We start from the raw sequence: 24,045 nt of genomic DNA on the forward strand, positions 1-24,045 counted from the left end.
CTAGACCTTACTGTCGATAATCACGCGCAGGTTGTGCCGGATCGCATCATGCACGGCGTGGGCGTGGGCAGCATCGTCGACCTTGGCCCAGCACTTGAGCAAATAGTGCTCCTCGATATCTGCATCGATGCAGTTGCCGGGTTCCTGCTGGCAATACTCCAGCACCGCTGGGTGCTCATCGAGGAACTGCATCCCCTCGATGCCCCTGAACTGACCACTGTGTTCCGGGTAGATTGCCAGCATCGAGTAATGCTGAGAGGCACCGGCGATTTTGTGCGCAGCGCCTTGCAACCGGGCGTTCAGGTCCGGCTCACCCAACAGCAGGGACAGATAAAGGTCGTACGGGTCGATCCCGGCCAGGTCACGGAACGCCGCATTGACGTACAGCCCGCCGACACGTGGGTTGATCTCGATCACCACCGGCCCCGCGTCCGTCATGCGGAACTCGAAGTGCACCACGGCATTGGTCAGGCCCACCGCGCGCAGGCACTCCACGGCGTACTGGCGGATCTGCTCACACTGGGCGTCGGTAAAGGACGTCGGCGGTGAAATCAGCAGGTTCTCCAGGACGGTGCCACTGCGCTCGGTCAACATCAGTTTTTCATTGATCAACAGCGCGTGAACCTGCTCACCCGCCACCACACACTCCACGCTGCCTTCAATACCTGGGATAAACCCTTCAAGCAGCAGGCTGCGTCCTGGCAGGTATTCACGGCGCTGCCCGCCCTCTTCCGGCAGCGTGTGGGCGCAGCCGTAGAAGTCCGCGTAGGCTGCGCTGGCATGATCGGCCAGAAAGTGCGCGTAATGGCTGCGCAACTGCGTCCAATCAGAGCATTTCTTGATAAATGCCGACGCGCCACCAAAGGGTGGCTTGGCGATCAGCGGGTAACCCACGTGCTCGGCACCTTCGCGCAGTTGCTGTTCGTTGTTGCACAGCGCAAACGGCACCGAACGCACGCCGTGTGTTTTCAGCGCACGGCGCATCAGGAACTTGTTGTTACACGCAGCGATGGCGAGTGGGTCGCTATGCACCAGGCCCAGCCGCCGACAGGCCTGCGCCACGATGCAGCCGACTTCGCCCTGCGCAGACGGGTGGCCGGCCTGACAGAAGATTGCGCGGATCTGATAGCGCCCATCCAGTTCGCCCACCAAGTCGAGAATCGCCGCTTCGCTGAGTGTATCGAGCAGGAAGACTTCATCACTGTCATCCTGCAGCCGTTGCAGGTGCTTGCGCCCCGCCAGACCTGCAGTTAAACACACCAGGCCTTTGGTCCGGGCCGCAACAAAGTGCGGCTCGCGGTAGCTATAGCGAATGGAAGCACTGTCATCGACATCAATAAAAAGAATGGCATCTTGTTTCATGATTAATACCGCCTCATGCGTCAATAACTTCAGGCATCCTGCCAACTGCACCACTGCCCTTCCCAATTACGGAAACGGTAATGACGTTGCCCATCGCGCACTTCAAAGTGCGGCAAGTCTTGTGGTTTTTCAACGTCCAGCAGCGGCACGGTAAACTTGCCTTGTGCATGCGGCAGTACATATTCCGGCATGGCAATATTGGACACACGCCGTTTGAGGCGATCCATAATAGCGATGGCGTGGCTTATCGATGCTTTATATTCCGATGCGCCGGGTGAAAACGGCATGAAGTGATACAAGTAATACGGTTTTACGCCCAATCGATACAGGTCGATAAACAGTTTATGCAAGGTCGCTTCATCGTCATTCACGCCGCGCAACAGCGGCATGTTGGAGAACACAATCGGCACCACACTCTGGATACGTTTAACCGCCACGGCAAAGTCCGCACTCAATTCCAGCGGGTGGCACACATGCACGCCAAACGCATTGACCTTGTACTTTTCCAGCATGGCCAATAACTCATCGGTCACGCGAAACGGGTTAAAGCTCAAGGCCCGAGTGTGCAGGCGAATCAGCAGGTCGTCGCGAATGCCACGCAGGGCGGCGAGGTTCTCTTCGAGCTTGCGGTCGGCGAGCATCAACGGGTCACCGCCGCTGAGAATCACCTCTTCGATGGCCGGGTTGTTGCGGATGTATTCGAGCGAGTCCTTGAACGAGTCGGCGCTGGCATTCGCCTTCTCGGTGCCGACCTGCAAGGTGCGCAGCGCTTCAAAGCAGAACTGGCAATAGGCATTACAGGTGTTGGTCATGCGCAGGATCACGCGGTTGTCGTACTTGTGCTGGCAAATCGGGGTTTTCATCTCGTGGCCGAGTTCCCAGTTCTCCGAGGAGCCGTCGTAATCGCCAGCGACCTGCTCGCTCCAGTAGGGCACCACTTGGCGCCACAGCGGATGGTCCATCACCTCGCCATCGGTGAGGGAGCGCTTGATCAGGTCAATGTAATAAGGCGTTATCTGCAGTTTGCGGTCGCGCAAGTTGTGTTCGATATGCGCGCTGGTTTCCTCATTCCAGCCACCGCACGCGGCACGCAGTGCCGGTTCGTCGCGGATGGCATTCTTCTGCTGCCAACGCCAATCCTGCCACTGCACCGAACGATGGATTGCTTGATCAAAAATCGACATGAGTTTGAACTCTCTGTGTTCTGAACGGATGTTAAGGCATAGGCTTACGTGTCTTTTCACAGTGGAAAAAACAGTGGTAACCGCAACAATGACAACTGGTTTAGAGGTGGCAGAACGCGATCAGGTTACAAACTTGATCGCCGAAACCAGAGAGGTATAAAAGCCAACTAATTCATCGGTCATGGTTTAACTTCCTTTCTTATAATGTGCGACTTTCCAAGTCAGCACCCACTTAAGCCGATGACCTACAAGGTGTCAACAACATACCCTTATATTTTTTCAGGGTTTAATCCGCCACCTCGACACCGCCCTTGTAATCACTGAGGTTGCGCGCGGCAACTCGCATTATTTGAAAAGTAAATAGCCAAAAAAAAAACGCCCTCCAATAACAGGAGGGCGTTTGCTCTACTTATATGACTACGTAGTTAAATTATTGAGGCTTTAACCCAGCCAGGGGTTAGCCGCCAAATGCTGGCGCTCGAACGTTTTGATCTGCTCACTGCGCTGCAACGTGCTGCCAATTGCATCCAGGCCGAGCAACAACGCGGTCTTGCGCAAGGTGTCGATCTGGAAGGGGATCACCTGGCCATCGGCCAAGCGAATCTGCTGTGCCTCAAGGTCCACGCTGATCTGCGCCTGCGCAGGCTGGCTGACCGTCTGCCCGAGTGTGTGCAGCACCGCCTCGTCCAAGGTAATCAACAACACCCCGTTGCGCTGGCAGTTGTCATAGAAAATCCCGGCAAAGCTGCTGCCGATCAGCGCGCGAATGCCCATCTGCTTCAAGCCCCACACCGCGTGTTCGCGGCTCGATCCACAGCCGAAGTTGGGCCCCACCACCATAAAACTTGCGCCCTGCCAGGCTGGCTGGTTCAACACGAATTCGGGGTTGGGCGCGCCATTGGGCAAAAAGCGCAGGTCGAAGAACAGCCCACGGTCGAGGCCGGCGCGGTCGATGCCTTTGAGAAATTGCTTGGGCATGATCACGTCAGTGTCGATATTTGCTGCCAGCATCGGCGCGGCCTGGCCGGTGACTTGGGTGAACGGTTGCAGGCTCATGGGCGGTCCCCAAAGTGACGGATATCGGTAAGGCGGCCGGTGATGGCAGCGGCGGCGACCATCGCCGGGCTCATCAAGTGGGTACGCGCCCCGGCGCCCTGGCGGCCTTCGAAGTTGCGGTTGGTGCTGGAGGCGCAGCGGTCGCCGGGGGCCAGCACGTCATCGTTCATCGCCAGGCACATCGAGCAGCCCGACTGGCGCCATTCGAAACCGGCGTCGATAAAAATCGCCGCCAGCCCTTCGGCTTCGGCCTGGTCGCGTACCTCGGTGGAGCCCGGCACGATCATCGCCCGCACATGCTCGGCCACGTGTTTGCCGCGCACCACACTGGCGGCGTCGCGCAGGTCTTCGATGCGCGCGTTGGTGCAAGAGCCAATAAAGGCATGGCTGATCACAATGTCGCTGAGCGGCATGCCCGCTTCCAGGCCCATGTAGTTGAGGGCGCGGCGCATGTCCTGGCGCAGGATCAGGTCGCTGACGTCTTGCGGGTCCGGCACGCGGGCGCCGATGGGCGCGGCCTGGTCGGGGCTGGTGCCCCAGGTGACCATGGGTTCCAGGGTGCTGGCGTCCAGGTGCACTTCCTGGTCGAACACCGCGTCGGCGTCGGTGTGCAACGTGCGCCATTGCACCAGGGCTTGTTCCCACAACTCGCCCTTGGGCGCACGCGGCTTGCCTTTGAGGTAGGCGAAGACTTTTTCGTCGGGTGCCATAAACGCGCCACGCGCGCCAGCTTCCACCGCCATGTTGCAAATGGTCATGCGCGCTTCGACGCTCAGCGCATCGATGGTGGCGCCGCGAAATTCGATGGCGTAACCGGTGGCACCGGACGCGCCGATCTTGCCGATCAGCGCCATGATCACGTCCTTGGAAGTCAGGCCGTTGCCCAAGCTGCCGTCAACTGTCACGCGCATGCTTTTCAGACGCTTGTACACCAGGGTCTGCGAGGCCAGCAGGTGCTCGATTTCCGAGGTGCCGATGCCAAAGCCGAAGGCGCCGAGGGCACCGTAGGTGGTGGTGTGACTGTCGCCGGCGGCGATCACCATGCCCGGCAGGATAAAGCCCTGCTCCGGGGCAATCACGTGTTCGATGCCTTGGCGTTTGTCGAGGATGTCCAGCAGCTCGATGCCGAAGTCCTGGCAGTTTTCTGCCAGGTACGAGACTTGCCGCGCGCCGCCTGCGTCGGGCATTGCGGCGATGCGCGTGGGCGTAGTGGGGTTTACGTGGTCGACCACCGCCAGCGCGGTGCCGGGGCGCCATACCCCACGCTTGGCTTCGCGCAGGCCGCTGAAGGCCTGGGGGCTGGTGTATTCGTTGATCACCTGGCGGTCTATATAAAGCAGCACATGCCCCTGGTCATCCAGGGCGCACACCGTGTGGGAGTCGATGTGTTTGTCGTAGAGGGTTCTGGCAGTCATTTTTGTGGACTCACTTTTATAAGCACTCGCTCAACGGTATGACCCCATCCTACGCAGCCCCCCGGCCCCATCAATGGCACCTGGGTGATGGCTTGGAACATGTTTCGTGTTCAATCCGGCAGCGCTGAAACATTTTCTTTCATATCCCGCTTAGGGATTTCTCATTCTCATCCGTCTTAACTTAGATACAGCCCGTCGCGTCAGCAAAAGCTACGACCGGCCTTTTCCGGGCCTCCTTTGCCCTCCTCCGATCAAGACCCGCATTCTCATGTCGAAGAAGTCACGCTCAAAACTCTGGTTTCTGCTTCATAGCTGGCTGGCGTTGCCCATCTGGTTTTTTGTACTGATCGTCTGCGTCACCGGCACCCTGGCGGTGGTCAGCCAGGAAATCGTCTGGCTGGCCAACCCGGACATCCGCGCCAGCAAGCCGTCGGACGATGCCGAACTGCTGAGTTACGACCAGGTCATCGGCGCCATCAAGCGCAACGAACCCCAGGCGATCGTGCAGTCGATCATCCGCCCGGACGAGTCGCACTTTGCGCTGAGTGTCGACCTCAGTTATCCCGATGGGCGCTCGGTGGAGGTCTACGTCAACCCGTATACCGGTGTGATCCAGGGCATCAGCCCGGCCTTCAACTTCCAGCAATTTACCCGTGCGTTGCACGGTTGGTGGCTGGTGCCGTTTACCAATGGCTACAGCTGGGGCTGGTACCTGGTGTCGGCACTTGGCATACCGCTGCTGGCATCGCTGGTCACCGGGCTGGTGGTGTACAAGCGTTTCTGGAAGGGGTTTCTGCGCCCGACCCTGCGAATCCGCCATGGCGCGCGGATCTTCTGGGGTGACTTCCATCGTTTGAGCGGCATCTGGTCGATCTGGTTTATCGCGGTGATTTCCATCACCGGCATCTGGTTCCTGATCCGGGCAATCCTGGGCGACAACCAGATCTCCATCTCCAGTGAGCCCATCGTGCCGGTGATTGCACGGGAGAAAGTGCCTGTGTCGGCACCGGGTGTACCGGCACCGATGATCCCGATCGATCGGGCCATCGAGATTGCCACGCAGCGCATCCCCGGGCTGGAGGCCAGCTTTGTGTTCCTGCCCAGCAACGCCTATAGCCACCTGCAGATCGGCGGGCGCGGCTGGTACCCGTTGATGTTCCAGACGGCGCAGCTCAACCCGTACGACGGTGAAATTGCCGTGTCGCACCTGCTGTCCGACCGCTCGACACTGGAGTTCGTCACCGAATCCATGCGCCCGCTGCACACCGGCGACTTTGGCGGCCTGTGGATCAAGCTGATCTGGGCATTCTTCGGCCTGATCATGAGCATGATGGTGTTGAGCGGTCTGCTGATCTGGACCAAACGCACCGCGCTGGCCACGCTCAACGCCCTCAAGCGCGAAGCCAAGACACAACGCGCACCGGCCCCTGCCACGGCCATGCAGGCTGAAACCTCGGAGGCCAACTGATGAGCAAACGTGCGACCACCACACCGCCTTCGCCGCTGCGGGCCTTTTGGCTCAAATGGCGATTCCACATCAATGTCCTGCTATTGCTGGTGCCCCTGGGGTTCATGCCCAAGTACTTTGCCGACGCCGCGCTGTTTCGCGGTGACACCGGCATTGGCGAGCGAGTGGCCGGCGAGGTGCAGGTGGGGCCGTGGAGCCTGACCCTCGCAGAGTTTCGCAACGAAGGCCCGCGTCCGGACCCGGCCGGCCCGATGAAATTTTTCAACGCCGCCCTGTGCGATACCTGCGCCGAGCAGGTCAAGGCCACTTACCTGCGTATCGGCAAACCGCGCAGCCTGCGCGCGGCCGGGGTGATTTTCTTCGGCACGCCGTACCGCATGGGTGCAGTGCTGCCGGTGCCGGAACGCACACCCGTGGATGCCGAAGTATGGGTGACCATGGAAGGCTGGGACGGCTCGATGCACCAGGGTTCCATCCCGCTGAGCCAGGCCTCGCCTGCCACCATTGCCTGGTTGAACAAGCAAGGAGTTAAACCATGACGTTAATGCGCCTGACTCGCGCCGCTTTATTACTCTGCGCCGGCTTCAGTGGCGTCGCCCTGGCCCATAACCCGATGTGCGAATGCAAGGAAATCCCCGGCGAGCAGATCCAGTGCACCGGTGGTTTTTCCGACGGCAGCGGCGCGCCGGGCGTGACCCTGGATGTGATCGGCTACGACGAAACCATCCTGCTGCCCGGCAAGCTTGGCCAGGACTCGACCCTGACGTTCAAAAAGCCTTCGGCCGAGTTCTATGTGCTGTTTGATGCAGGCCCCGGCCACGTGGTGGAAATCGACCAAGCGGATATCCAGCCCCAATGAGCACCACACAGGTTGTACGCCCCGCCGGGGCCGGCCACGAAACCCTCTACGTGTTGCTGCTGTGCCTGATCATCCTTGCGGTGGCTGGCACGGTGGTGGCGCTGCACGGTGAAACCCAGGAGGTCGCCGCCGTGCCCAGCCACCAGCTGGACGCACGCCGTGACCTGAGCGCTGCCGAACAAGGCATCTACGCCGACCTGCGCGTGACCCTGGATGAAATCCAGCTGTTGCAGCAGGAGCAAAACGCCCTGCCGACGCCTGAGCAACTGGCCGAAGAAGGCTTCGCGCCGTTTGCCCAGGACGCCAGTTCGGTGAGCCGTGGCGACCATCGCTGGCAGTTGCTCGAGCCTGCGGCCTACCTGGGTTTGAGCCAAGCGCCGAGCACCAGCGGCTCGGTGCTGATGCGCGTACAAGGCGACGAGCCGGATGTGTGGCTCAACCGCCAGGCCAACCTCGCCGCCCCTGCCGACCTCACCGACGCAGCGCTGATCGCCGCCGGCTGGCGCCAGGTGGTCACGCAATTCGATGCCGGCGTGACCCGCCAGCACCGTCACTGAACCAGAAGACCGAGTGCCCATGTCTATTTCATCGCCCCTGTTACGCCTGTTGCTGGTTGGCCTGTTCAGCCTGATGCTTGCCCCGCTCGCGAATGCCGAAGCGGCCAAGCGCCTGCGCATCGGCATCACCCTGCACCCGTATTACAGCTACGTGGCCAATATCGTCGGCGACAAGGCCGAGGTGGTGCCGCTGATTCCGGCCGGTTTCAACCCCCACGCCTACGAACCGCGCGCCGAAGACATCAAGCGCATCGGCACCCTCGACGTGATCGTGCTCAACGGTGTCGGCCATGATGATTTTGCCGACCGCATGATCGCCACCAGCGAGCGCCCGGACATCCCGGTGATCGAAGCCAACGCCAACGTGCCATTGCTGGCCGCCACCGGTAATGCCGCGCGCGGTGCGGGCAAGGTGGTCAACCCGCACACCTTCCTGTCAATCAGTGCATCGATTGCCCAGGTCAACAACATTGCCCGCGAACTGGGCAAGCTCGACCCGGACAACGCCAAGACCTACACCCAGAACGCCCGTGCCTACGGCAAGCGCCTGCGCCAGATGCGCGCCGATGCCCTCGCCAAGCTGACCAGCGCGCCGAACCCGGACCTGCGTGTAGCCACCGTGCATGCGGCCTACGACTACCTGCTGCGCGAATTCGGCCTGGAAGTTACCGCCGTGGTCGAGCCCGCCCATGGCATCGAACCCAGCCCCAGCCAGTTGAAAAAGACCATCGATGAACTGCGCGCACTGGATGTGAAGGTGATCTTCTCGGAGATGGATTTCCCGTCCACCTACGTCGAGACCATCCAACGTGAATCCGGGGTCAAGCTGTACCCGCTGTCGCATATTTCCTACGGCGAATACACGCCAGAGAAATACGAAGTGGAAATGACCGGCAACCTCAACACCGTGGTGCGGGCGATTCAGGAGTCGGGGGCATGACGGCAGCGCAGCAATTGAAGGTGGCAAGCATTGGCCCGACCCTTGAGTTCGACAAGGTCTCGCTGACGTTGGGCCGCACGGTGATTCTTGACGCGGTGAGTTTTGAGGTCGAACCGGGCAGCATCCACGCCTTGGTCGGCCCGAACGGCGGCGGCAAAAGCTCGCTGATCAAGACCTTGTTGGGGCAGACGCCGCACCAGGGCCAGTTGCGCCTGCACTGGCCGAACACCCAGGGCACGGTCGGCTATGTGCCCCAGGCGCTGGAGTTCGATCGGGGCTTGCCGATGACCGTCGACGACTTCATGGCCGCCATGTGCCAGCGGCGCCCGGCGTTTCTGGGCCTGTCCCGGCATTACGCCGTCGCGATTGGCGAAGCACTGGAACGGGTCGGCATGCAGGACAAACGCAAGCGCCGCATGGGCGCGTTGTCCGGCGGTGAGCGTCAGCGCGTACTGTTGGCCCAAGGCCTGATCCCGACGCCGCAGTTGCTGGTGCTGGATGAACCGATGTCGGCGCTCGATGAAGCCGGTATCCAGGTGTTCGAACGGCTGCTTAATGACTGGCGCCTGGCCGGGATCACCGTGCTGTGGATCGAGCATGACCTGGAAGCCGTGGGCCGCCTGGCCGACCGCGTCACCGGCCTGAACCGCCGCGTGCTGTTCGATGCCACACCGAAAGAGGCGCTGACCCCGGACCGCCTGCTGACCCTGTTTTCCACCCACCCGCGGAGCCCGGCGTGATGAGTTATGAAGCCTTTCGTTTGATGGTCCAGGGCTGGGCTTCATCCGGCTACCTGCCGGAAGCACTGGCCTATGGGTTTGTGGTCAACGCCTTGCTCGCCGGCTTGCTGATCGGGCCGGTGCTGGGCGGCCTGGGCACGCTGGTGGTGGTCAAGCGCTTTGCGTTCTTCTCTGAAGCCGTCGGGCATGCCGCGTTGACCGGCGTGGCCGTGGGCATCCTGCTCGGCGAACCCTATACCGGGCCATACGGCAGCCTGTTCGGCTACTGCCTGTTGTTCGGCATCCTGCTCAACTACCTGCGCAACCGCACGGGTTTGGCGCCGGACACCCTGATCGGCGTGTTCCTCTCGGTGTCCCTGGCGCTGGGTGCGAGCCTGCTGCTGATTCTGGCGGGCAAGATCAACGTGCATATCCTCGAAAACGTATTGTTCGGCTCGGTGCTGACGGTTAACGGCAATGACCTGCTGGTGTTGGCGGTCGTCGGCTCACTGGTGATGGCCCTGGCGCTGCCACTGTACAACCGCATCATGCTGGCCAGCTTCAACCCGCAATTGGCCGCCGTGCGCGGCGTGGCAGTGAAGACCCTGGATTACCTGTTCGTGATCCTGGTGACCTTGATCACCGTGGCGGCGGTCAAGGTGATCGGTGCCATTTTGGTCGGTGCTCTGCTGGTGATTCCGGCGGCGGCGGCGCGTTTGCTGAGCCAGTCGCTCAAGGGGTTTTTCTGGGTCTCGGTAGTGATCGCCACGCTCAGCACGCTGTGCGGCATTCTGCTGCCGATCATCTTCGACCTGCCCATCCCGTCCGGTGCCGCGATCATTCTGGTGGCCGGTATCGCCTTCGCCTTTGCCGCCATCGCGCGCGGCACCGTGCCCAGCCTCAAAGGGAATCTTGGATAATGCGCCCTGTTTTTCATCCGCTGGCTTTGGCCATTGCCTGTTTATTCACTGCGCCGTTGATGGCTGCTGAAGCTGCAAAACCTGCGATTCACGCCGCCAAACCGGTGAAAGTGCTGGCCTCGCTGCCCATCACCTACGGCCTGGCCGAAGTGCTGCTCAAAGGCACCGATGTACAGCTTGAGCGCGCAGCACCGGCCAACCTGCCCGGTTCGCGGCAAGTGTCCTATTTCACCGGCCGGGGTGCGCCAGCCTTGAATACGCTGGCGCTGGACGCCGACGCCGCCATCGGCCTGCGCTCGCTGTGGGCGGATGATCCGCTCTACCCGGTGGCGCGGCGCAGCAATATCCGTATTGTCGAAGTGGACGCCGCGCGCCCGGTGGACGGCGGCTTGCCGGGTATTGCCGTGCAGCCGGGCGGCGCCGATGGCCTGAACAGCCAGCCATGGCAGTCGAGCAACAATATGGGGCGCATGGCCGATGTGATGGCCGCCGACCTGAGCCGCCTGGCGCCCGCAGCCAAACCCAAGATCGACGCCAACCTCGCGGCGCTCAAACAGCGCCTGCTCAAACTCAGCGCCGACAGCGAGGCGCGGCTGGCCAAGGCGGATAATCTGAGCGTGGTCAGCTTGAGTGATCACTTTGCTTACCTGGTCAGCAGCTTGAACCTGGAGGTGTTGAGCACCGATGCCCGGCCGGACGCGGACTGGACGCCTGAGGCATTGCACACACTCAGTGCTGACTTGAAGACCAATGACGTGGCCATAGTGCTGCACCACCGCCAACCGAGTGAGGCGGTTAAAACAGCGGTGACGGCGGGCGGTGCGCAACTGTTGGTATTGAATGTCGACGGGGCCGACCCGGTGGCGGAGTTGGAAGGCAATGTGGATCAGGTGATCAAGGCGCTGACGCCCTGAATGTGGGAACTGGGTTGGCTGCGATGTGCATGGGTATCTAGACAAATATTGGCGTCTGGGGGGTTGGGGTGTTTTATCGTCGCAGTGGGGTGTATATCCGTTATTTGGGTAACGGCTTCTATTGGTTCCGCTCTTACAGCGGGTCACTTTTGGCAAACGCCCCAAAAGTAACCAAAAGGTCTGTGCCCCACCACTCGGCACCTCGCTTAGGCTCGGTGTGCCCTCACTCCGGCTTGAATCCGTGGGCCGCCGCGATGGGCCATCCTTGGCCCAGCGCGGCTAACCCGGCGTCCTGCCGGGTTACCCACGGATTCAAGCCTGCGTTCGGCCATCGTGGTTAACGGGGCGTCTCAGATCAAAAGCAGATCAAGATCTACAGCACGGCGGCCTGAAAGCCGACCTGAGTGGTTGAAGCAAGAGCCAGATCAAGTGCAAGGCAAAAGCCTATCTGAATACACTGAAGAGCTGCTTTTCTGTGGGAGCTGGCTTGCCTGCGATGCAGACACCTCGGTACATCAGGTACACCCAGTTGATGCCATCGCAGCGGTGCGACGATTCGACAAGCCAGCTCCCACCTTTGACCGAGTATGGCTTTGCTGTTGCTTTGCTGTTGCTCCGGCCCTTACATCCTTTTCGATGACGAAGTCAGCGGTCTTTTGATCTGCGCTTTTGATCTTGATCTGAAATCGCCCCGTTAAACACGATGGCCGGAATCTGACAGTGATTTGGGGGGTAAACCGGCAGGACGCCGGTTTAGCCGCGCTGGGCCAAGGATGGCCCATCGCGGCGGCCCCCCAAATCACTGGCGGATTGCGGGCATGCCGAGCCATAGCGAGGCACCGAATGTTGGGGCGAAGACTTTTTGGTTACTTTTGTGTCTTTACAAAAGTGACCCGCCGTAAGGGCGGAACCCTAAGTAGCCGTTACCGCAGCAACGGATATGTACACCAACAACCCCACTGCAGCGATGCGCGCACCTCGGTATCACTGTCAGATCGCGGTGATACCATCGCAGGCAAGCCAGCTCCCACATTCAGCATGCGATGCATCCGTTGAATCTCCGGCGGTCAAACCACATCCACCCCCACATGAATCGCATCATGACGCCAGAACTCCAGGTCGCAGTCGATCAAACGCTCATGCTGGTCATAATTGACCCGGGCGATCCGCAAGCCCGGGCTGCCCACCGACACACGCAATGCAGCGGCGGCCTCCACCGGCAGTGAAGTCGGAACAATCTCGAAACGCACGCGGCCGTAATGCAGGTCGTACTTGCGTGCATACAGCTCGGTCATCGACTGGTTCAGGTCGCACGCCAGAATCCCCGGGAAATACTGCGGGTTCAGGTAATGCTCCACATACAGCACCAAACGCCCATCGATCCGCCGGCCCCGGCAGATCTGGATCACACTCGACAACGCCGGCAACTGCAACCACGCACACACCGCTGCCGATGCCGGCTGCAGCCGCGCCGAAATCACTTCGGTGGAGGCTACGCGCCCTTGTTCACTGACCATTGCGTGAAAGTGGCTGCGTTGCATCAGGTTATAAGCCAGGCGCGGGGGCGAGACGAACCAGCCACGCCGCTCTTCGCGATAGATCTGGCCCTGGGCCTCCAGTTGTAACAAGGCTTCCCGCACCGTAATGCGGGTGGTACCAAACAACTCGCTGAGCTTGCGCTCAGCGGGCAGTTTGCTCGCCGGTGGCAACAGCCCATGGCCGATCTGCTCTTGCAGCGCCAGGCCAATGGATGTCACCGCCTTGATTGCCTCATCACGCATCAACGTTACCTATCTGGACTAGACCAGCACCGTTCAAGTGCACAAACCGCGCGGTATTCGGGCGTCTGCCGTTAACTGCAAGCCTAGGCATTACAGATGACCGACAGATGACAGTCCCTGCTCATCCCCTGCCCCACACCCTGCAATACATCGGCCAAGTCCAGGGCCTGCGGGCACTTGGGCATGGTCTACGCTGAGTCTGAAGTCAGCGACATAAACGCTTTAAAAACGACAACGACATGAAACTGTCATGCACCGAGCCTAAATTGGCTCAGGTATTGCTGACCTAGACCAACACCACCGCAAACGTCGATAAAAACGCAGCGTTGAAAACGCCCAAAGGAGCTTCGGATGAAACAGCTTTTCCTGGCATCACTGTTAGGCTCGACCATTGCCATGTGCACCGCCGCCATGGCTGCTGATACCGATCTAAAAACTCTGGAAGCCGCCGCGAAAGCGGAAGGCGCCGTCAACAGCGTCGGCATGCCCGATGACTGGGCCAACTGGAAAGGCACCTGGGACGACCTGGCCAAGACCTATGGCCTCAAGCACATCGACACCGATATGAGCTCGGCCCAGGAAATCGCCAAGTTCGCCGCCGAAAAAGACAACGCCAGCGCCGATATCGGTGACGTCGGCGCCGCCTTCGGCCCGATTGCGGTGAAACAGGGCGTGGCACAGCCGTACAAACCGACCACTTGGGCACAAGTTCCGGATTGGGCCAAAGATAAAGACGGCAACTGGGCCCTGGCCTACACCGGCACCATCGCCTTTATCGTCAACAAAAAACTGCTGCACGGCTCTGAAGCGCCAAAAAGCTGGGCTGATCTTAAAACCGGTAAATACAAAGTCTCTATTGGTGATGTGAGCACCGCCGCCCAAGCCGCCAATGGCGTGCTGGCTGCTGCGCTGGCCAACGGTGGCGACGAGAAAAACATCCAGCCTGCGCTGCTGATGTTTGCCGAGATCGCCAAGCAAGGTCGCCTGTCGCTGACCAACCCGACCATCGCCACCATGGAAAAGGGCGAAGTCGAAGTGGGCGTGGTCTGGGACTTCAACGGCCTGAGCTACAAAGCCAAGATGGCTAACCCGGATGACTACGTGGTGCTGATCCCGTCGGACGGCTCGGTGATTTCCGGCTACACCACCATCATCAACAAATACGCCAAGCACCCGAACGCCGCCAAGCTGACCCGCGAATACATCTTCAGCGACGCCGGCCAGACCAACCTGGCACGCGGCAACGCACGTCCGATCCGTGCCGAGCACCTGACCTTGCCGGCCGATGTACAGGCCAAGCTGCTGCCGAACGAGCAGTACAAAAAAGTCACGCCGATCAAAGATGCCGACGCTTGGGAGAAAACCTCCAAGGCACTGCCGCAGAAGTGGCAGGAAGAAGTCATCATCAATATGCAGTAAGGCTCCCGGGTCTTATTTAGACCCAGAGCTGTGAAAGCGGTCAGTGTGGGAGCTGGCTTGCCTGCGATGCAGACGACTCGGTTTGTCATGAACCGAGGTGATGCTATCGCAGGCAAGCCAGCTCCCACACAATCCCGCTCCCACAGTTTTGACCCCGTTCCCCAAGTGAAATTGAGTCAAGCCTATCGTCGCGGAGCGTCTCCCCCTATGAAGCACAACGTCATCCTTGTGGTGCTCGACGGCCTGAACTACGAGGTTGCCCGACATGCCATGGGGCATCTCCAGGCCTATATCGGCGCAGGACGCGCAGCGCTTTACAAACTGGAATGTGAATTGCCGGCCCTGTCCCGGCCCTTGTATGAATGCATCCTCACCGGCGTGCCGCCGATCGACAGTGGCATCGTCCACAACCATGTCTCGCGCCTGTCCAACCAGCGCAGCATTTTCCATTACGCCACCGACGCGGGCCTCACTACAGCGGCGGCGGCTTATCACTGGGTCAGCGAGTTGTATAACCGCACGCCCTTTGAAGCCGCGCGTGATCGTCATACCGACGACAAGGCGCTGGCGATCCAGCACGGGCATTTCTACTGGAATGACCACTACCCGGATTCCCATCTGTTCGCCGACGCCGAAAGCCTGCGTCGCAAACACGCGCCGAATTTCCTGGTGGTACACCCGATGAACATTGATGACGCTGGCCACAAGCATGGCCTGGATACCGCGCAATACCGCAACAGCGCGCGCTCGGCCGACATCATCCTTGCCGACTACCTGCAAACCTGGCTCGACGCCGGCTACCAGGTGCTGGTGACTGCCGATCACGGCATGAACAACGACCGCTCCCATAACGGTGTGCTGCCGGAAGAACGCGAAGTGCCGTTGTTCGTACTCGGCTCGGCCTTCACCTTCGACCCTGGCGCCACCCCGAAGCAAACCGACCTGTGCGGCACCGTCTGCGAACTGCTCGGTGTGCCCCACGACAAACCTGTATGCCGGGAGCTGCTGAAGTGAATTCCATAACCCGTGGCAAATGGCTGGCGATCCTGTGCCTGGTGCCGTTTGCGCTGTTTTTTATCGTGTTTGAAATCGCCCCGCTGGTGTGGGTGATGATCAACAGCCTGCAGTCGGAGGAGTTCGGCTGGGGCCTGGCCAACTTCACCAAGATCTTCAGTTCGAAGTTCTACCTGCAAGCCATCCAGTACAGCCTGGAAATCAGCTTCTACTCCAGCGTGTTCGGGATCATCATCTCGGTGCTCGGCAGCTACTCATTGCGCCGCGTGGATGGGCCACTGCGTAACTTCGTGACAGCCTTCGCCAACATGACCAGCAACTTTGCCGGCGTGCCCCTGGCCTTCGCCTTCATCATTTTGCTGGGCTTTAACGGCAGCATCACGATCATGCTCAAGCAGGCGGGGATCATTCAGGACTTCAACCTGTACTCCAAGACTGGCCTGATCATTCTATACACCTACTTCCAGATTCCCCTGGGCGTGCTGCTGCTCTACCCGGCCTTCGATGCCTTGCGCGAAGACTGGCGCGAATCGGCCTCGTTGCTCGGCGCCAGCAGTTGGCAGTTCTGGCGGCACATCGGCCTGCCGGTGCTCACTCCTGCGCTGCTTGGCACTTTCGTGATCCTGCTGGCCAACGCCCTCGGCGCCTATGCCACGGTGTATGCATTGACCACCGGCAACTTCAACGTGCTGCCCATTCGTATCGCGGCAATGGTCTCCGGCGACATCTCCCTGGACCCGAACATGGCCAGCGCCCTGGCCGTGGTGCTGGTGGCACTGATGACGGTGGTCACCGTCGTCCATCAACTGCTGCTCAAGAGGAGCTACCATGTCTCGCGCTGAAGCCGGCTCGGCCTCCCTCTACCATCGGGTAGTGGTGTACCTGTTATTTGCGATCCTGGTATTGCCGCTGGTGGGCACCTTTGTCTACTCCATTGCCAGCAGTTGGTCGGCCACCATCCTGCCCGCCGGTTTTACCCTGAAGTGGTACGTGCAGCTGTGGAGTGACCCGCGCTTTCTGGCCGCCTTCGGTCAGTCACTGCTGGTGTGCGTCGGTGCGCTGATCCTGTCGGTGGTACTGATTCTGCCGCTGCTGTTCGTGGTGCATTACCACTTCCCCAAGCTCGACGCGCTGATGAACATCTTGATCCTGCTGCCCTTCGCGGTGCCGCCGGTGGTGTCATCGGTGGGCTTGTTGCAACTTTACGGTTCCGGGCCGTTTGCGATGGTGGGCACGCCGTGGATCCTGATCGGCTGCTACTTCACCGTGGCCCTGCCGTTCATGTACCGCGCGATCACCAACAACCTGCAAGCGATCAACCTGCGTGACCTGATGGACGCTTCGCAGTTGCTGGGTGCCAGCACCTGGCAAGCGGCGATTTTTGTCGTGCTGCCGAACCTGCGCAAAGGCCTCATGGTAGCGCTGCTGCTGTCGTTCTCGTTTCTGTTCGGTGAGTTCGTGTTTGCCAACATTCTGGTGGGCACTCGCTACGAGACCCTGCAGGTGTACCTCAACAACATGCGCAACACGAGCGGCCACTTCACCAGTGCCATCGTCATTTCCTATTTCTTCTTTGTGCTGGTGCTGACCTGGGCCGCCAATATCTTGAACAAGGACAAAAGCCAATGAGCTTCGTCAGCGTCCAACACCTGCAAAAAGGCTACGCCGGCACACCGGTTTTCAGTGACATAAACTGCGAAATCGCCAAGGGTGAATTCGTCACCCTGCTCGGCCCGTCCGGTTGCGGCAAGTCGACCCTGCTGCGGTGCATCGCCGGGCTGACCTCGGTGGACAGCGGCAAAATCCTCCTGGATGGCCAGGACATCGTGCCCTTGAGCCCGCAGAAACGGCACATCGGCATGGTGTTCCAGAGCTACGCGCTGTTCCCCAACATGACCGTGGAACAGAACGTCGCGTTTGGCCTGCGCATGCAAAAGGTCAACGCTGACGACAGCCACAAGCGCGTGCAGGAAGTGCTGCAACTGGTGGAGCTCAAAGACCTCGCTGGCCGCTACCCGCACCAGATGTCCGGCGGCCAATGCCAGCGTGTAGCCCTCGCCCGCTCGCTGGTGACGCGTCCGCGCCTGTTGCTGCTGGATGAACCGCTGTCGGCGCTGGATGCACGGATTCGCAAGCACCTGCGCGAGCAGATCCGCCAGATCCAGCGCGAGCTGGGCCTGACCACGATTTTCGTGACCCATGACCAGGAAGAAGCACTGACCATGTCGGACCGCATTTTCCTCATGAACCAGGGCAAGATCGTACAAAGCGGCGATGCCGAGACGCTTTACACTGCGCCCGTGGATGTATTTGCCGCCGGTTTTATCGGCAACTACAACCTGCTCGACGCCGACAAGGCCAGCCAGTTGCTGCAACGGCCTATCAGCGGGCGCATCGCGATTCGCCCGGAAGCCATCGAGCTGAGCCGCAGCGGCGACCTCGACGCGCTGGTCCGCAGCCATAGCTTGTTGGGCAACGTAATCCGCTATCGCATCGAAGCGCGTGGCGTGGAGTTGGTGGTGGACGTGCTCAACCGCTCGGCCGACGATCTGCACCCGGATGGCCAGCGCCTGGCACTTTCCATCGACCCCAGTGCGTTGTGTGAAGTAGCCTGACACAACGATTCATTTGAGAGAGCGTGACAGATGGCATTGGTAATTTTTGATCTGGACGACACCTTGATCCATGGCGACTGCGCCACCTTGTGGAGCGAACAGATGGGCCGCCTGGGCTGGGTCGACCCGGAGTCGTTCATGCGCCAGAACGACGAACTCATGGCCGCCTACAGCCGCGGCGAGCTGGCCATGGAAGACTTCATGGACTTCAGCCTGGAGCCGATGATCGGGCGCACGCCGGAAGAGATCGCGCATCTGGTCGAACCGTGGGTAGAGGACGTCATCGAGCCGCTGATCTACAGCGACGCCACCAAGACCATCGCCCGCCACCGCGCGAACGGTGACCGGATCCTGGTGATCTCTGCCTCGGGTACGCACCTGGTCACGCCGATTGCGGCACGCATTGGTATTGATGAAGTGCTGGGCATTGACCTGGACCTCAGCCATGGCGTCTACAACGGCAAGACCGTGGGTGTGCTGACTTACCGTGAAGGCAAGATCACGCGGTTGCTGGCGTGGTTGGAGCAGGAAGGTGAAAGCCTGCAGGGCGCGTATTTCTACTCGGATTCGCGCAATGATTTGCCGCTGTTGCTGAAGGTGGATCATCCGCAGGTCGTGAACCCGGATCCGGTGTTGCGCGAGCATGCTGAAAAGGCTGGCTGGCCGATTCATCATTGGGTCTGACAGTTTGAATTGAAACCCAATCAACGGTGGGAGCTGGCTTGCCTGCGATAGCGGTGTATCAGATGAAACATTCTTCATTGATGCACCGCTATCGCAGGCAAGCCAGCTCCCACAGTGACTGTATTTCAACCAGAGATCAGACCAGGGTCTCGTCAATCACCAACACCAACTTGCCGGAAATCTGGTTGGTCGCCAGCTCAGCAAATGCTGCCTCGGCATCCTTGATCGCAAAAGTCCTGGCCAGTTGCGGGCTCAAGCGCCCTTCAACAAACAGCGGCCACACATGCTGGCTCAAGTCGCTGAACAGGTCTGCCTTGAACTGATCGCTGCGGCTGCGCAGGGTCGAACCCAGCAGCTGGATGCGCTTGCCCAGCACCTGCGCCAGGTCCAGTTGTGCATCCCGGCCGCCCATCAAGCCGATTAATACCCAGCGCCCATCCAGGGCCAGCAGCTTCAGATCCATCGCCGCATAATTGCCGCCGACCGGGTCGAGGATCACGTCGAACGGCCCGAAATCGCGCAGCCCTTCAATGCCGTCGGTACGCACGACGCCGCCCTGGGCGCCGAGTTCTTCGCAGTACGCCAGGCGTTCTGCCGAGCCGACGCTGACCCAGCACGGGCTGCCAAACGCCTTGCACAGTTGGATCGCTGCCGAGCCCACACCGCTGGCGCCGGCATGCAGTAGGACTTTTTCCCCGGGTTTAAGGCCCGCCAATTGGAACAGATTCAGCCAGGCTGTGCTGTACACCTCAGGCAGCGCCGCCGCTTCGATCAACGACAAACCTTCCGGCACCGGCAGCACATGACGGGCATCCGCCACCACTTCTTCGGCCATGCCGCCGCCGGCCAGCAACGCGCAGACGCGGTCGCCGACTTGCCAGGAAGAACCCGCGCCCACCTCGCTGATCACCCCGGAACACTCCAGGCCCAACACGTGGCTGGCGCCTGGAGGCGGTGGATAGAGCCCCGCACGTTGCAGTAGATCGGCGCGATTAAGGCCAGCGGCCGCCACACGAATGCGAACTTGGCCTACATCGCAGGTAGGACTGGGCTCTTCTATCCACTCCACATGACCTTCAACGCCTTGCAATGCTTTCACAGTGCCTCCATAGTGAGTCTGGACTGAGCCCGTAGCTGTAGCGCCGGGCTTTTTGCATTATGCGACCGGATCATATGGAACCGGCTCCCTCAAAGACGGCCTAATATGCGTTATCAATTGCCCCCGCGTCGAATCAGCATGAAGCATTTGTTCCCCAGTACCGCCCTCGCTTTTTTCATTGGTCTCGGCTTTGCGTCGATGTCGACCAATACGTTCGCAGCCAACAGCTGGGACAATCTTCAGCCTGATCGCGATGAGGTGATTGCCAGCCTTAACGTCGTCGAGTTGCTCAAGCGCCATCACTACAGCAAGCCGCCGCTGGACGACGCGCGCTCGGTGATCATCTACGACAGCTACCTCAAGCTGCTGGACCCATCGCGCAGCTACTTCCTGGCCAGCGATATCGCTGAGTTCGACAAGTGGAAGACCCAGTTCGACGACTTTCTCAAGAGCGGCGACCTGCAGCCGGGTTTCACCATCTACAAGCGCTACCTGGATCGCGTCAAAGCGCGTCTGGACTTCGCCTTGGGTGAGCTGAACAAAGGCGTCGACAAGCTCGACTTCACCCAGAAGGAAACCCTTCTGGTGGATCGCAAGGACGCGCCTTGGCTGACCAGCACCGCCGCCCTCGACGACCTGTGGCGCAAACGCGTCAAGGACGAAGTGCTGCGCTTGAAGATCGCCGGCAAAGAGCCCAAGGCCATTCAAGAGCTGTTGACCAAGCGCTACAAGAATCAGCTGGCACGTCTGGATCAGACCCGTGCCGAAGATATCTTCCAGGCCTACATCAACACCTTCGCGATGTCCTACGACCCGCACACCAATTATCTGTCGCCAGATAATGCCGAGAACTTTGATATCAACATGAGTCTGTCGCTGGAAGGCATCGGTGCCGTCCTGCAAAGCGACAATGACCAGGTCAAGATCGTGCGTCTGGTGCCGGCAGGTCCGGCCGACAAGACCAAGCAGGTTGCTCCGGCCGACAAGATCATCGGCGTCGCCCAGGGTGACAAAGAGATGGTCGACGTGGTCGGCTGGCGCCTGGACGAAGTGGTCAAGCTGATCCGTGGGCCGAAAGGCAGCGTGGTGCGCCTGGAAGTGATTCCGCACACCAATGCGCCGAACGACCAGACCAGCAAGATCGTGTCCATCACCCGTGAAGCGGTGAAACTCGAAGACCAGGCCGTTCAGAAACAAGTCCTCAACCTCAAGCAGGATGGCAAGGACTACAAACTGGGCGTGGTGGTGATTCCTGCGTTCTACCTGGACTTCAAAGCGTTCCGCGCCGGTGACCCGGACTACAAGTCCACCACCCGTGACGTTAAGAAAATCCTGACAGAACTGCAGAAAGAGAAAGTCGACGGTGTGGTCATCGACCTGCGCAACAACGGCGGCGGTTCCCTGCAGGAAGCCACCGAGCTGACCAGCCTGTTTATCGATAAAGGCCCGACCGTGTTGGTTCGCAACGCAGATGGCCGTGTCGACGTGCTGGAAGACGAGAACCCAGGCGCATTCTACAAAGGCCCGATGGCGTTGCTGGTCAACCGCCTCTCGGCCTCGGCTTCGGAGATTTTCGCCGGTGCCATGCAGGACTACCACCGCGCGTTGATCGTCGGCGGCCAGACCTTCGGTAAGGGCACCGTGCAGACCATTCAGCCGCTCAACCATGGCGAACTGAAGCTGACCATTGCCAAGTTCTACCGGGTTTCCGGGCAGAGCACCCAGCACCAGGGCGTATTGCCGGATGTGGATTTCCCGTCGATCATCGACACCAAGGAAATCGGCGAGAGCGCGCTGCCTGAGGCAATGCCATGGGACACCATCCGCCCTGCGATCAAGCCGGCTTCGGACCCGTTCAAGCCGTATCTGACGCAGTTGAAGGCTGACCACGAGACCCGCTCCGCCAAGGATGCCGAGTTCGTGTTTATCCGCGACAAACTGGCCCTGGCCAAGAAGCTGATGGAAGAAAAAACCGTCAGCCTCAACGAAGTCGATCGTCGTGCTCAGCACACCAGCATCGAAAATCAGCAGCTTGTGCTGGAAAACGCCCGCCGCAAGGCCAAAGGCGAAGACCCGCTCAAAGAACTGAAGAAAGAAGATGAAGATGCGCTGCCGGCCGAGCCGGAAAAAACCAAGCCGGAAGACGACGCCTACCTGTCCGAGACAGGCCGGGTGCTGCTGGACTACCTGAAAATCAGCAAGCAGGTGGCCAAGCAGTAAATGATGGCAATTTAATGTGAGCGCTCCCCGGAGTGTCATCATATAGACATCATTCTGTCGTGAAATGAAGGGACCGCAGGCGTTAAGCCTGCGGTCCTTTTTTTTCGATCGAGATCGCCATGACCATGACCGAACAGCTGAATGCATTGGGCTCAATCCTGGCTCAAGGCAGTTTACACAGCCTGTTCCAACCGATCATTTGCCTGTCCGAACGACGTATCCTCGGCTACGAAGCGCTTAGCCGTGGCCCGTCCAACAGCCCCTTGCACTCCCCCGTCGCCCTGTTCAGCGTGGCCAGCCATGCCGGGCGCCTCAGCGAACTGGAAATGGCCTGCCGCGAAAGTGCCTGCCGACGCTTCAGCGAGCAGAAGCTGCCGGGCAAGCTGTTCCTGAATATCTCCCCGGAGTCCTTGATGGAGACGGCGCATCAACCGGGCCGCACTCTGCAGTTGTTGCGCGACTTCGGCATCCCGCCAAGCCAGGTGGTGATCGAACTCACCGAGCAAACGCCCACCGACGACTTCGACCTGCTGCAAACCGCACTGCATCATTACCGCGACATGGGTTTTGCCATCGCCCTGGATGACTTGGGCGCCGGGTATTCCAGCCTGCGTTTATGGTCGGAGCTACGCCCGGACTACGTGAAAATCGACCGGCACTTTATCGACGGCATCCATCAGGATGCGCTCAAGCGCGAGTTCGTCGGCTCTATCCTGCAAATCGCCAAGGCATCCCGTGCCCAGGTGATTGCCGAAGGTATCGAGCTGCCGGAGGAGTTGGCGGTGTTGACCGAAATGGGCGTTGATCTGGTCCAGGGCTACCTGCTTTGCCGCCCCCAGGAACAACCGCCCCAAGAAGCGCGCGTGATGCTGCCTAAGCAGGACCACACCAACATCACCCTAAGCGAAGAAGGCAGCGACCTCAGCGCCTTGCTCAACGAGCAACCGGCGGTGGATCAGGACACCGCCACCGCCCAGGTACTTGAATCCTTCCGCCGTCAGGCCAACCTCAACTCGCTGGCCGTGCTGGATGAGCGCGGTCACCCAGTCGGCATCGTGCACCGGCATTCGTTGTCGGACGCACTGCTCAAGCCATTCGCCACCGACCTGTTCGCGCGTAAACCCATCAGCCGCTTGATGAGCGATGACTTCCTGGCGGTGGAGTTGAGCCAATCCTTGCAGCAGGTCAGCCGCCTGCTCACCAGCCGTGCGCGGCAACGCATCGAAGAAGACTTCATCATCACCCTCAACGGTGACTACCTGGGCCTCGGTCGGGTGATAGATGTGCTCAAGTTGATCACTGAGCTGAAGATCCAGCAGGCGCGTTATGCCAACCCGCTGACGCTGCTGCCGGGCAACGTGCCGATTCAGCAATGCCTGACGCGGTTGCTGCAACAACAGCGCGAGTCGGTGATCTGCTACGTGGATATCGACAGCTTCAAGCCGTTCAACGACCTAAAGGGATTTCACTGTTTGAATTTTATTGACGTGCCTCGGCCTTCGTCTTCCCAAGACAGCGAGCAAGGAGCCATCCCGGACAATTCAACACAGGTCAGGATCACAATTGACTTTCCTCCCGCCTCATACACGGACGGTGAGCTCTCTCCTGAAAATAGGTAGATGACAACGAACTGGTGCTAACAGGCACATAACGGAGCCTTGTTTCAGGCGTATGGATAAGGAATAAACTGTTCGGATATACAGTCTTTAAAAGTATCAGCCAAGCATACCTGTTCAGAAACTTACCATCCCCACTAACGCTGACTTTGAATTATGCTATTACAGATAGATGGCAAATCGACACCTCAGAAAAACTCAGG

The 24,045-nt window shown here is 59.9% G+C and carries 22 protein-coding genes; 16 read left to right on the forward strand and 6 right to left on the reverse strand.

From position 1 onward, the window contains the following. From P5706_RS21945 to leuC, 4 genes are all read right to left on the reverse strand, one after another. Positions 1-1,362, reverse strand: coding sequence for an ATP-grasp domain-containing protein (locus P5706_RS21945; protein WP_285681786.1), 1,362 nt, complete (start codon positions 1,360-1,362; stop codon positions 1-3). 29 nt (positions 1,363-1,391) lie between these two features. Continuing rightward, a complete protein-coding gene (locus P5706_RS21950; protein WP_285681788.1) occupies positions 1,392-2,546 on the reverse strand; it encodes a KamA family radical SAM protein in 1,155 nt (384 codons plus the stop codon). Between the two features lie 441 nt (positions 2,547-2,987). Beyond that, positions 2,988-3,602: a 3-isopropylmalate dehydratase small subunit gene (gene leuD, locus P5706_RS21955; RefSeq protein WP_200434551.1), complete on the reverse strand. Its 615-nt coding sequence runs from the start codon at positions 3,600-3,602 to the stop codon at positions 2,988-2,990. Then, positions 3,599-5,017 (reverse strand): 3-isopropylmalate dehydratase large subunit, encoded by a 1,419-nt coding sequence (gene leuC / locus P5706_RS21960; RefSeq protein WP_285681790.1) that lies wholly within the window; start codon positions 5,015-5,017, stop codon positions 3,599-3,601. The genes leuD and leuC overlap by 4 nt, the downstream gene beginning before the upstream one ends. Before the next feature lie 268 nt (positions 5,018-5,285). Between leuC and P5706_RS21965 the strand changes: the two genes are divergently transcribed. Genes P5706_RS21965 through P5706_RS22000 form a run of 8 tightly spaced genes read left to right on the forward strand, consistent with a single transcriptional unit; the run spans position 5,286 to position 11,394 of the window. After that, positions 5,286-6,485, forward strand: a complete 1,200-nt coding sequence (locus P5706_RS21965; protein WP_285681792.1) for a PepSY-associated TM helix domain-containing protein — start codon at positions 5,286-5,288, stop codon at positions 6,483-6,485. Continuing rightward, complete coding sequence (locus P5706_RS21970) at positions 6,485-7,024, forward strand: PA2404 family protein (RefSeq protein WP_138815958.1); 540 nt, start codon at positions 6,485-6,487, stop codon at positions 7,022-7,024. Before P5706_RS21965 ends, P5706_RS21970 begins: the two co-directional genes overlap by 1 nt. After that, positions 7,021-7,344, forward strand: a complete 324-nt coding sequence (locus P5706_RS21975; RefSeq protein ID WP_099547881.1) for a hypothetical protein — start codon at positions 7,021-7,023, stop codon at positions 7,342-7,344. The genes P5706_RS21970 and P5706_RS21975 overlap by 4 nt, the downstream gene beginning before the upstream one ends. Further along, positions 7,341-7,901, forward strand: a complete 561-nt coding sequence (locus P5706_RS21980; protein ID WP_138815959.1) for a DUF6162 family protein — start codon at positions 7,341-7,343, stop codon at positions 7,899-7,901. The genes P5706_RS21975 and P5706_RS21980 overlap by 4 nt, the downstream gene beginning before the upstream one ends. Positions 7,902-7,920: 19 nt before the next feature. Continuing rightward, positions 7,921-8,841, forward strand: coding sequence for a metal ABC transporter substrate-binding protein (locus P5706_RS21985; RefSeq protein ID WP_017136362.1), 921 nt, complete (start codon positions 7,921-7,923; stop codon positions 8,839-8,841). Further along, positions 8,838-9,581: a metal ABC transporter ATP-binding protein gene (locus P5706_RS21990; protein ID WP_285681798.1), complete on the forward strand. Its 744-nt coding sequence runs from the start codon at positions 8,838-8,840 to the stop codon at positions 9,579-9,581. Before P5706_RS21985 ends, P5706_RS21990 begins: the two co-directional genes overlap by 4 nt. Then, the gene (locus tag P5706_RS21995; RefSeq protein ID WP_056859671.1) at positions 9,581-10,480 is read left to right on the forward strand and encodes a metal ABC transporter permease; all 900 of its coding nucleotides are present in this window, start codon (positions 9,581-9,583) and stop codon (positions 10,478-10,480) included. The genes P5706_RS21990 and P5706_RS21995 overlap by 1 nt, the downstream gene beginning before the upstream one ends. Beyond that, positions 10,480-11,394: a metal ABC transporter solute-binding protein, Zn/Mn family gene (locus tag P5706_RS22000; RefSeq protein WP_285681800.1), complete on the forward strand. Its 915-nt coding sequence runs from the start codon at positions 10,480-10,482 to the stop codon at positions 11,392-11,394. The genes P5706_RS21995 and P5706_RS22000 overlap by 1 nt, the downstream gene beginning before the upstream one ends. Positions 11,395-12,461: 1,067 nt before the next feature. Here the strand turns inward: P5706_RS22000 and P5706_RS22005 are convergent. Then, positions 12,462-13,175 (reverse strand): UTRA domain-containing protein, encoded by a 714-nt coding sequence (locus tag P5706_RS22005; RefSeq protein WP_138815962.1) that lies wholly within the window; start codon positions 13,173-13,175, stop codon positions 12,462-12,464. Between the two features lie 351 nt (positions 13,176-13,526). Between P5706_RS22005 and P5706_RS22010 the strand changes: the two genes are divergently transcribed. The 6 genes from P5706_RS22010 to P5706_RS22035 all read left to right on the forward strand — a co-directional run bounded on the left by P5706_RS22010 (position 13,527) and on the right by P5706_RS22035 (position 18,907). Beyond that, positions 13,527-14,594, forward strand: a complete 1,068-nt coding sequence (locus P5706_RS22010; RefSeq protein WP_285681803.1) for an ABC transporter substrate-binding protein — start codon at positions 13,527-13,529, stop codon at positions 14,592-14,594. A 207-nt stretch (positions 14,595-14,801) separates the two neighbouring features. Beyond that, the gene (locus P5706_RS22015; protein WP_285681805.1) at positions 14,802-15,608 is read left to right on the forward strand and encodes an alkaline phosphatase family protein; all 807 of its coding nucleotides are present in this window, start codon (positions 14,802-14,804) and stop codon (positions 15,606-15,608) included. Beyond that, positions 15,587-16,450 carry an ABC transporter permease gene (locus P5706_RS22020; RefSeq protein WP_207161298.1) on the forward strand — a complete coding sequence of 288 codons (864 nt, stop codon included), beginning with the start codon at positions 15,587-15,589 and terminating at the stop codon, positions 16,448-16,450. Before P5706_RS22015 ends, P5706_RS22020 begins: the two co-directional genes overlap by 22 nt. Continuing rightward, the gene (locus P5706_RS22025) at positions 16,437-17,237 is read left to right on the forward strand and encodes an ABC transporter permease (protein ID WP_170040023.1); all 801 of its coding nucleotides are present in this window, start codon (positions 16,437-16,439) and stop codon (positions 17,235-17,237) included. The genes P5706_RS22020 and P5706_RS22025 overlap by 14 nt, the downstream gene beginning before the upstream one ends. Then, positions 17,234-18,223, forward strand: a complete 990-nt coding sequence (locus P5706_RS22030) for an ABC transporter ATP-binding protein (RefSeq protein ID WP_200434498.1) — start codon at positions 17,234-17,236, stop codon at positions 18,221-18,223. The genes P5706_RS22025 and P5706_RS22030 overlap by 4 nt, the downstream gene beginning before the upstream one ends. Before the next feature lie 30 nt (positions 18,224-18,253). Continuing rightward, positions 18,254-18,907, forward strand: a complete 654-nt coding sequence (locus P5706_RS22035) for an HAD family hydrolase (protein ID WP_285681810.1) — start codon at positions 18,254-18,256, stop codon at positions 18,905-18,907. A 136-nt stretch (positions 18,908-19,043) separates the two neighbouring features. On the opposite strand, the gene P5706_RS22040 is transcribed toward P5706_RS22035, so the two are convergent. Further along, the gene (locus P5706_RS22040) at positions 19,044-20,006 is read right to left on the reverse strand and encodes a zinc-binding dehydrogenase (RefSeq protein ID WP_200434500.1); all 963 of its coding nucleotides are present in this window, start codon (positions 20,004-20,006) and stop codon (positions 19,044-19,046) included. 138 nt (positions 20,007-20,144) lie between these two features. Between P5706_RS22040 and P5706_RS22045 the strand changes: the two genes are divergently transcribed. Both P5706_RS22045 and P5706_RS22050 read left to right on the forward strand, forming a co-directional pair. Beyond that, entirely contained in the window at positions 20,145-22,226 is a 2,082-nt protein-coding gene (locus P5706_RS22045; protein ID WP_244657916.1) for a carboxy terminal-processing peptidase, read from the forward strand. 119 nt (positions 22,227-22,345) lie between these two features. Further along, positions 22,346-23,845 (forward strand): GGDEF domain-containing protein, encoded by a 1,500-nt coding sequence (locus P5706_RS22050; RefSeq protein ID WP_285681813.1) that lies wholly within the window; start codon positions 22,346-22,348, stop codon positions 23,843-23,845. The last annotated feature ends 200 nt before the right edge of the window (positions 23,846-24,045 follow it).

This window comes from Pseudomonas sp. ChxA, from assembly GCF_030263855.1.
Lineage (GTDB): Bacteria > Pseudomonadota > Gammaproteobacteria > Pseudomonadales > Pseudomonadaceae > Aquipseudomonas > Aquipseudomonas fluorescens_CB.

Excerpts from the sequence above, each read along its gene's own strand:
- P5706_RS22025 (WP_170040023.1), top strand. The coding sequence starts at position 16,437 with ATGTCTCGCGCTGAAGCCGGCTCGGCCTCCCTCTACCATCGGGTAGTG.
- P5706_RS22020 (WP_207161298.1), top strand. The coding sequence starts at position 15,587 with ATGCCGGGAGCTGCTGAAGTGAATTCCATAACCCGTGGCAAATGGCTG.
- P5706_RS22030 (WP_200434498.1), top strand. The coding sequence starts at position 17,234 with ATGAGCTTCGTCAGCGTCCAACACCTGCAAAAAGGCTACGCCGGCACA.
- P5706_RS22045 (WP_244657916.1), top strand. The coding sequence starts at position 20,145 with ATGAAGCATTTGTTCCCCAGTACCGCCCTCGCTTTTTTCATTGGTCTC.
- P5706_RS22015 (WP_285681805.1), top strand. The coding sequence starts at position 14,802 with ATGAAGCACAACGTCATCCTTGTGGTGCTCGACGGCCTGAACTACGAG.
- P5706_RS21950 (WP_285681788.1), bottom strand. The coding sequence starts at position 2,546 with ATGTCGATTTTTGATCAAGCAATCCATCGTTCGGTGCAGTGGCAGGAT.
- P5706_RS21985 (WP_017136362.1), top strand. The coding sequence starts at position 7,921 with ATGTCTATTTCATCGCCCCTGTTACGCCTGTTGCTGGTTGGCCTGTTC.
- P5706_RS22005 (WP_138815962.1), bottom strand. The coding sequence starts at position 13,175 with ATGCGTGATGAGGCAATCAAGGCGGTGACATCCATTGGCCTGGCGCTG.
- leuC (WP_285681790.1), bottom strand. The coding sequence starts at position 5,017 with ATGACTGCCAGAACCCTCTACGACAAACACATCGACTCCCACACGGTG.
- P5706_RS21995 (WP_056859671.1), top strand. The coding sequence starts at position 9,581 with ATGAGTTATGAAGCCTTTCGTTTGATGGTCCAGGGCTGGGCTTCATCC.
- P5706_RS22010 (WP_285681803.1), top strand. The coding sequence starts at position 13,527 with ATGAAACAGCTTTTCCTGGCATCACTGTTAGGCTCGACCATTGCCATG.
- leuD (WP_200434551.1), bottom strand. The coding sequence starts at position 3,602 with ATGAGCCTGCAACCGTTCACCCAAGTCACCGGCCAGGCCGCGCCGATG.
- P5706_RS21945 (WP_285681786.1), bottom strand. The coding sequence starts at position 1,362 with ATGAAACAAGATGCCATTCTTTTTATTGATGTCGATGACAGTGCTTCC.
- P5706_RS21990 (WP_285681798.1), top strand. The coding sequence starts at position 8,838 with ATGACGGCAGCGCAGCAATTGAAGGTGGCAAGCATTGGCCCGACCCTT.
- P5706_RS22050 (WP_285681813.1), top strand. The coding sequence starts at position 22,346 with ATGACCATGACCGAACAGCTGAATGCATTGGGCTCAATCCTGGCTCAA.
- P5706_RS21965 (WP_285681792.1), top strand. The coding sequence starts at position 5,286 with ATGTCGAAGAAGTCACGCTCAAAACTCTGGTTTCTGCTTCATAGCTGG.
- P5706_RS22035 (WP_285681810.1), top strand. The coding sequence starts at position 18,254 with ATGGCATTGGTAATTTTTGATCTGGACGACACCTTGATCCATGGCGAC.
- P5706_RS21975 (WP_099547881.1), top strand. The coding sequence starts at position 7,021 with ATGACGTTAATGCGCCTGACTCGCGCCGCTTTATTACTCTGCGCCGGC.
- P5706_RS22000 (WP_285681800.1), top strand. The coding sequence starts at position 10,480 with ATGCGCCCTGTTTTTCATCCGCTGGCTTTGGCCATTGCCTGTTTATTC.
- P5706_RS21980 (WP_138815959.1), top strand. The coding sequence starts at position 7,341 with ATGAGCACCACACAGGTTGTACGCCCCGCCGGGGCCGGCCACGAAACC.
- P5706_RS21970 (WP_138815958.1), top strand. The coding sequence starts at position 6,485 with ATGAGCAAACGTGCGACCACCACACCGCCTTCGCCGCTGCGGGCCTTT.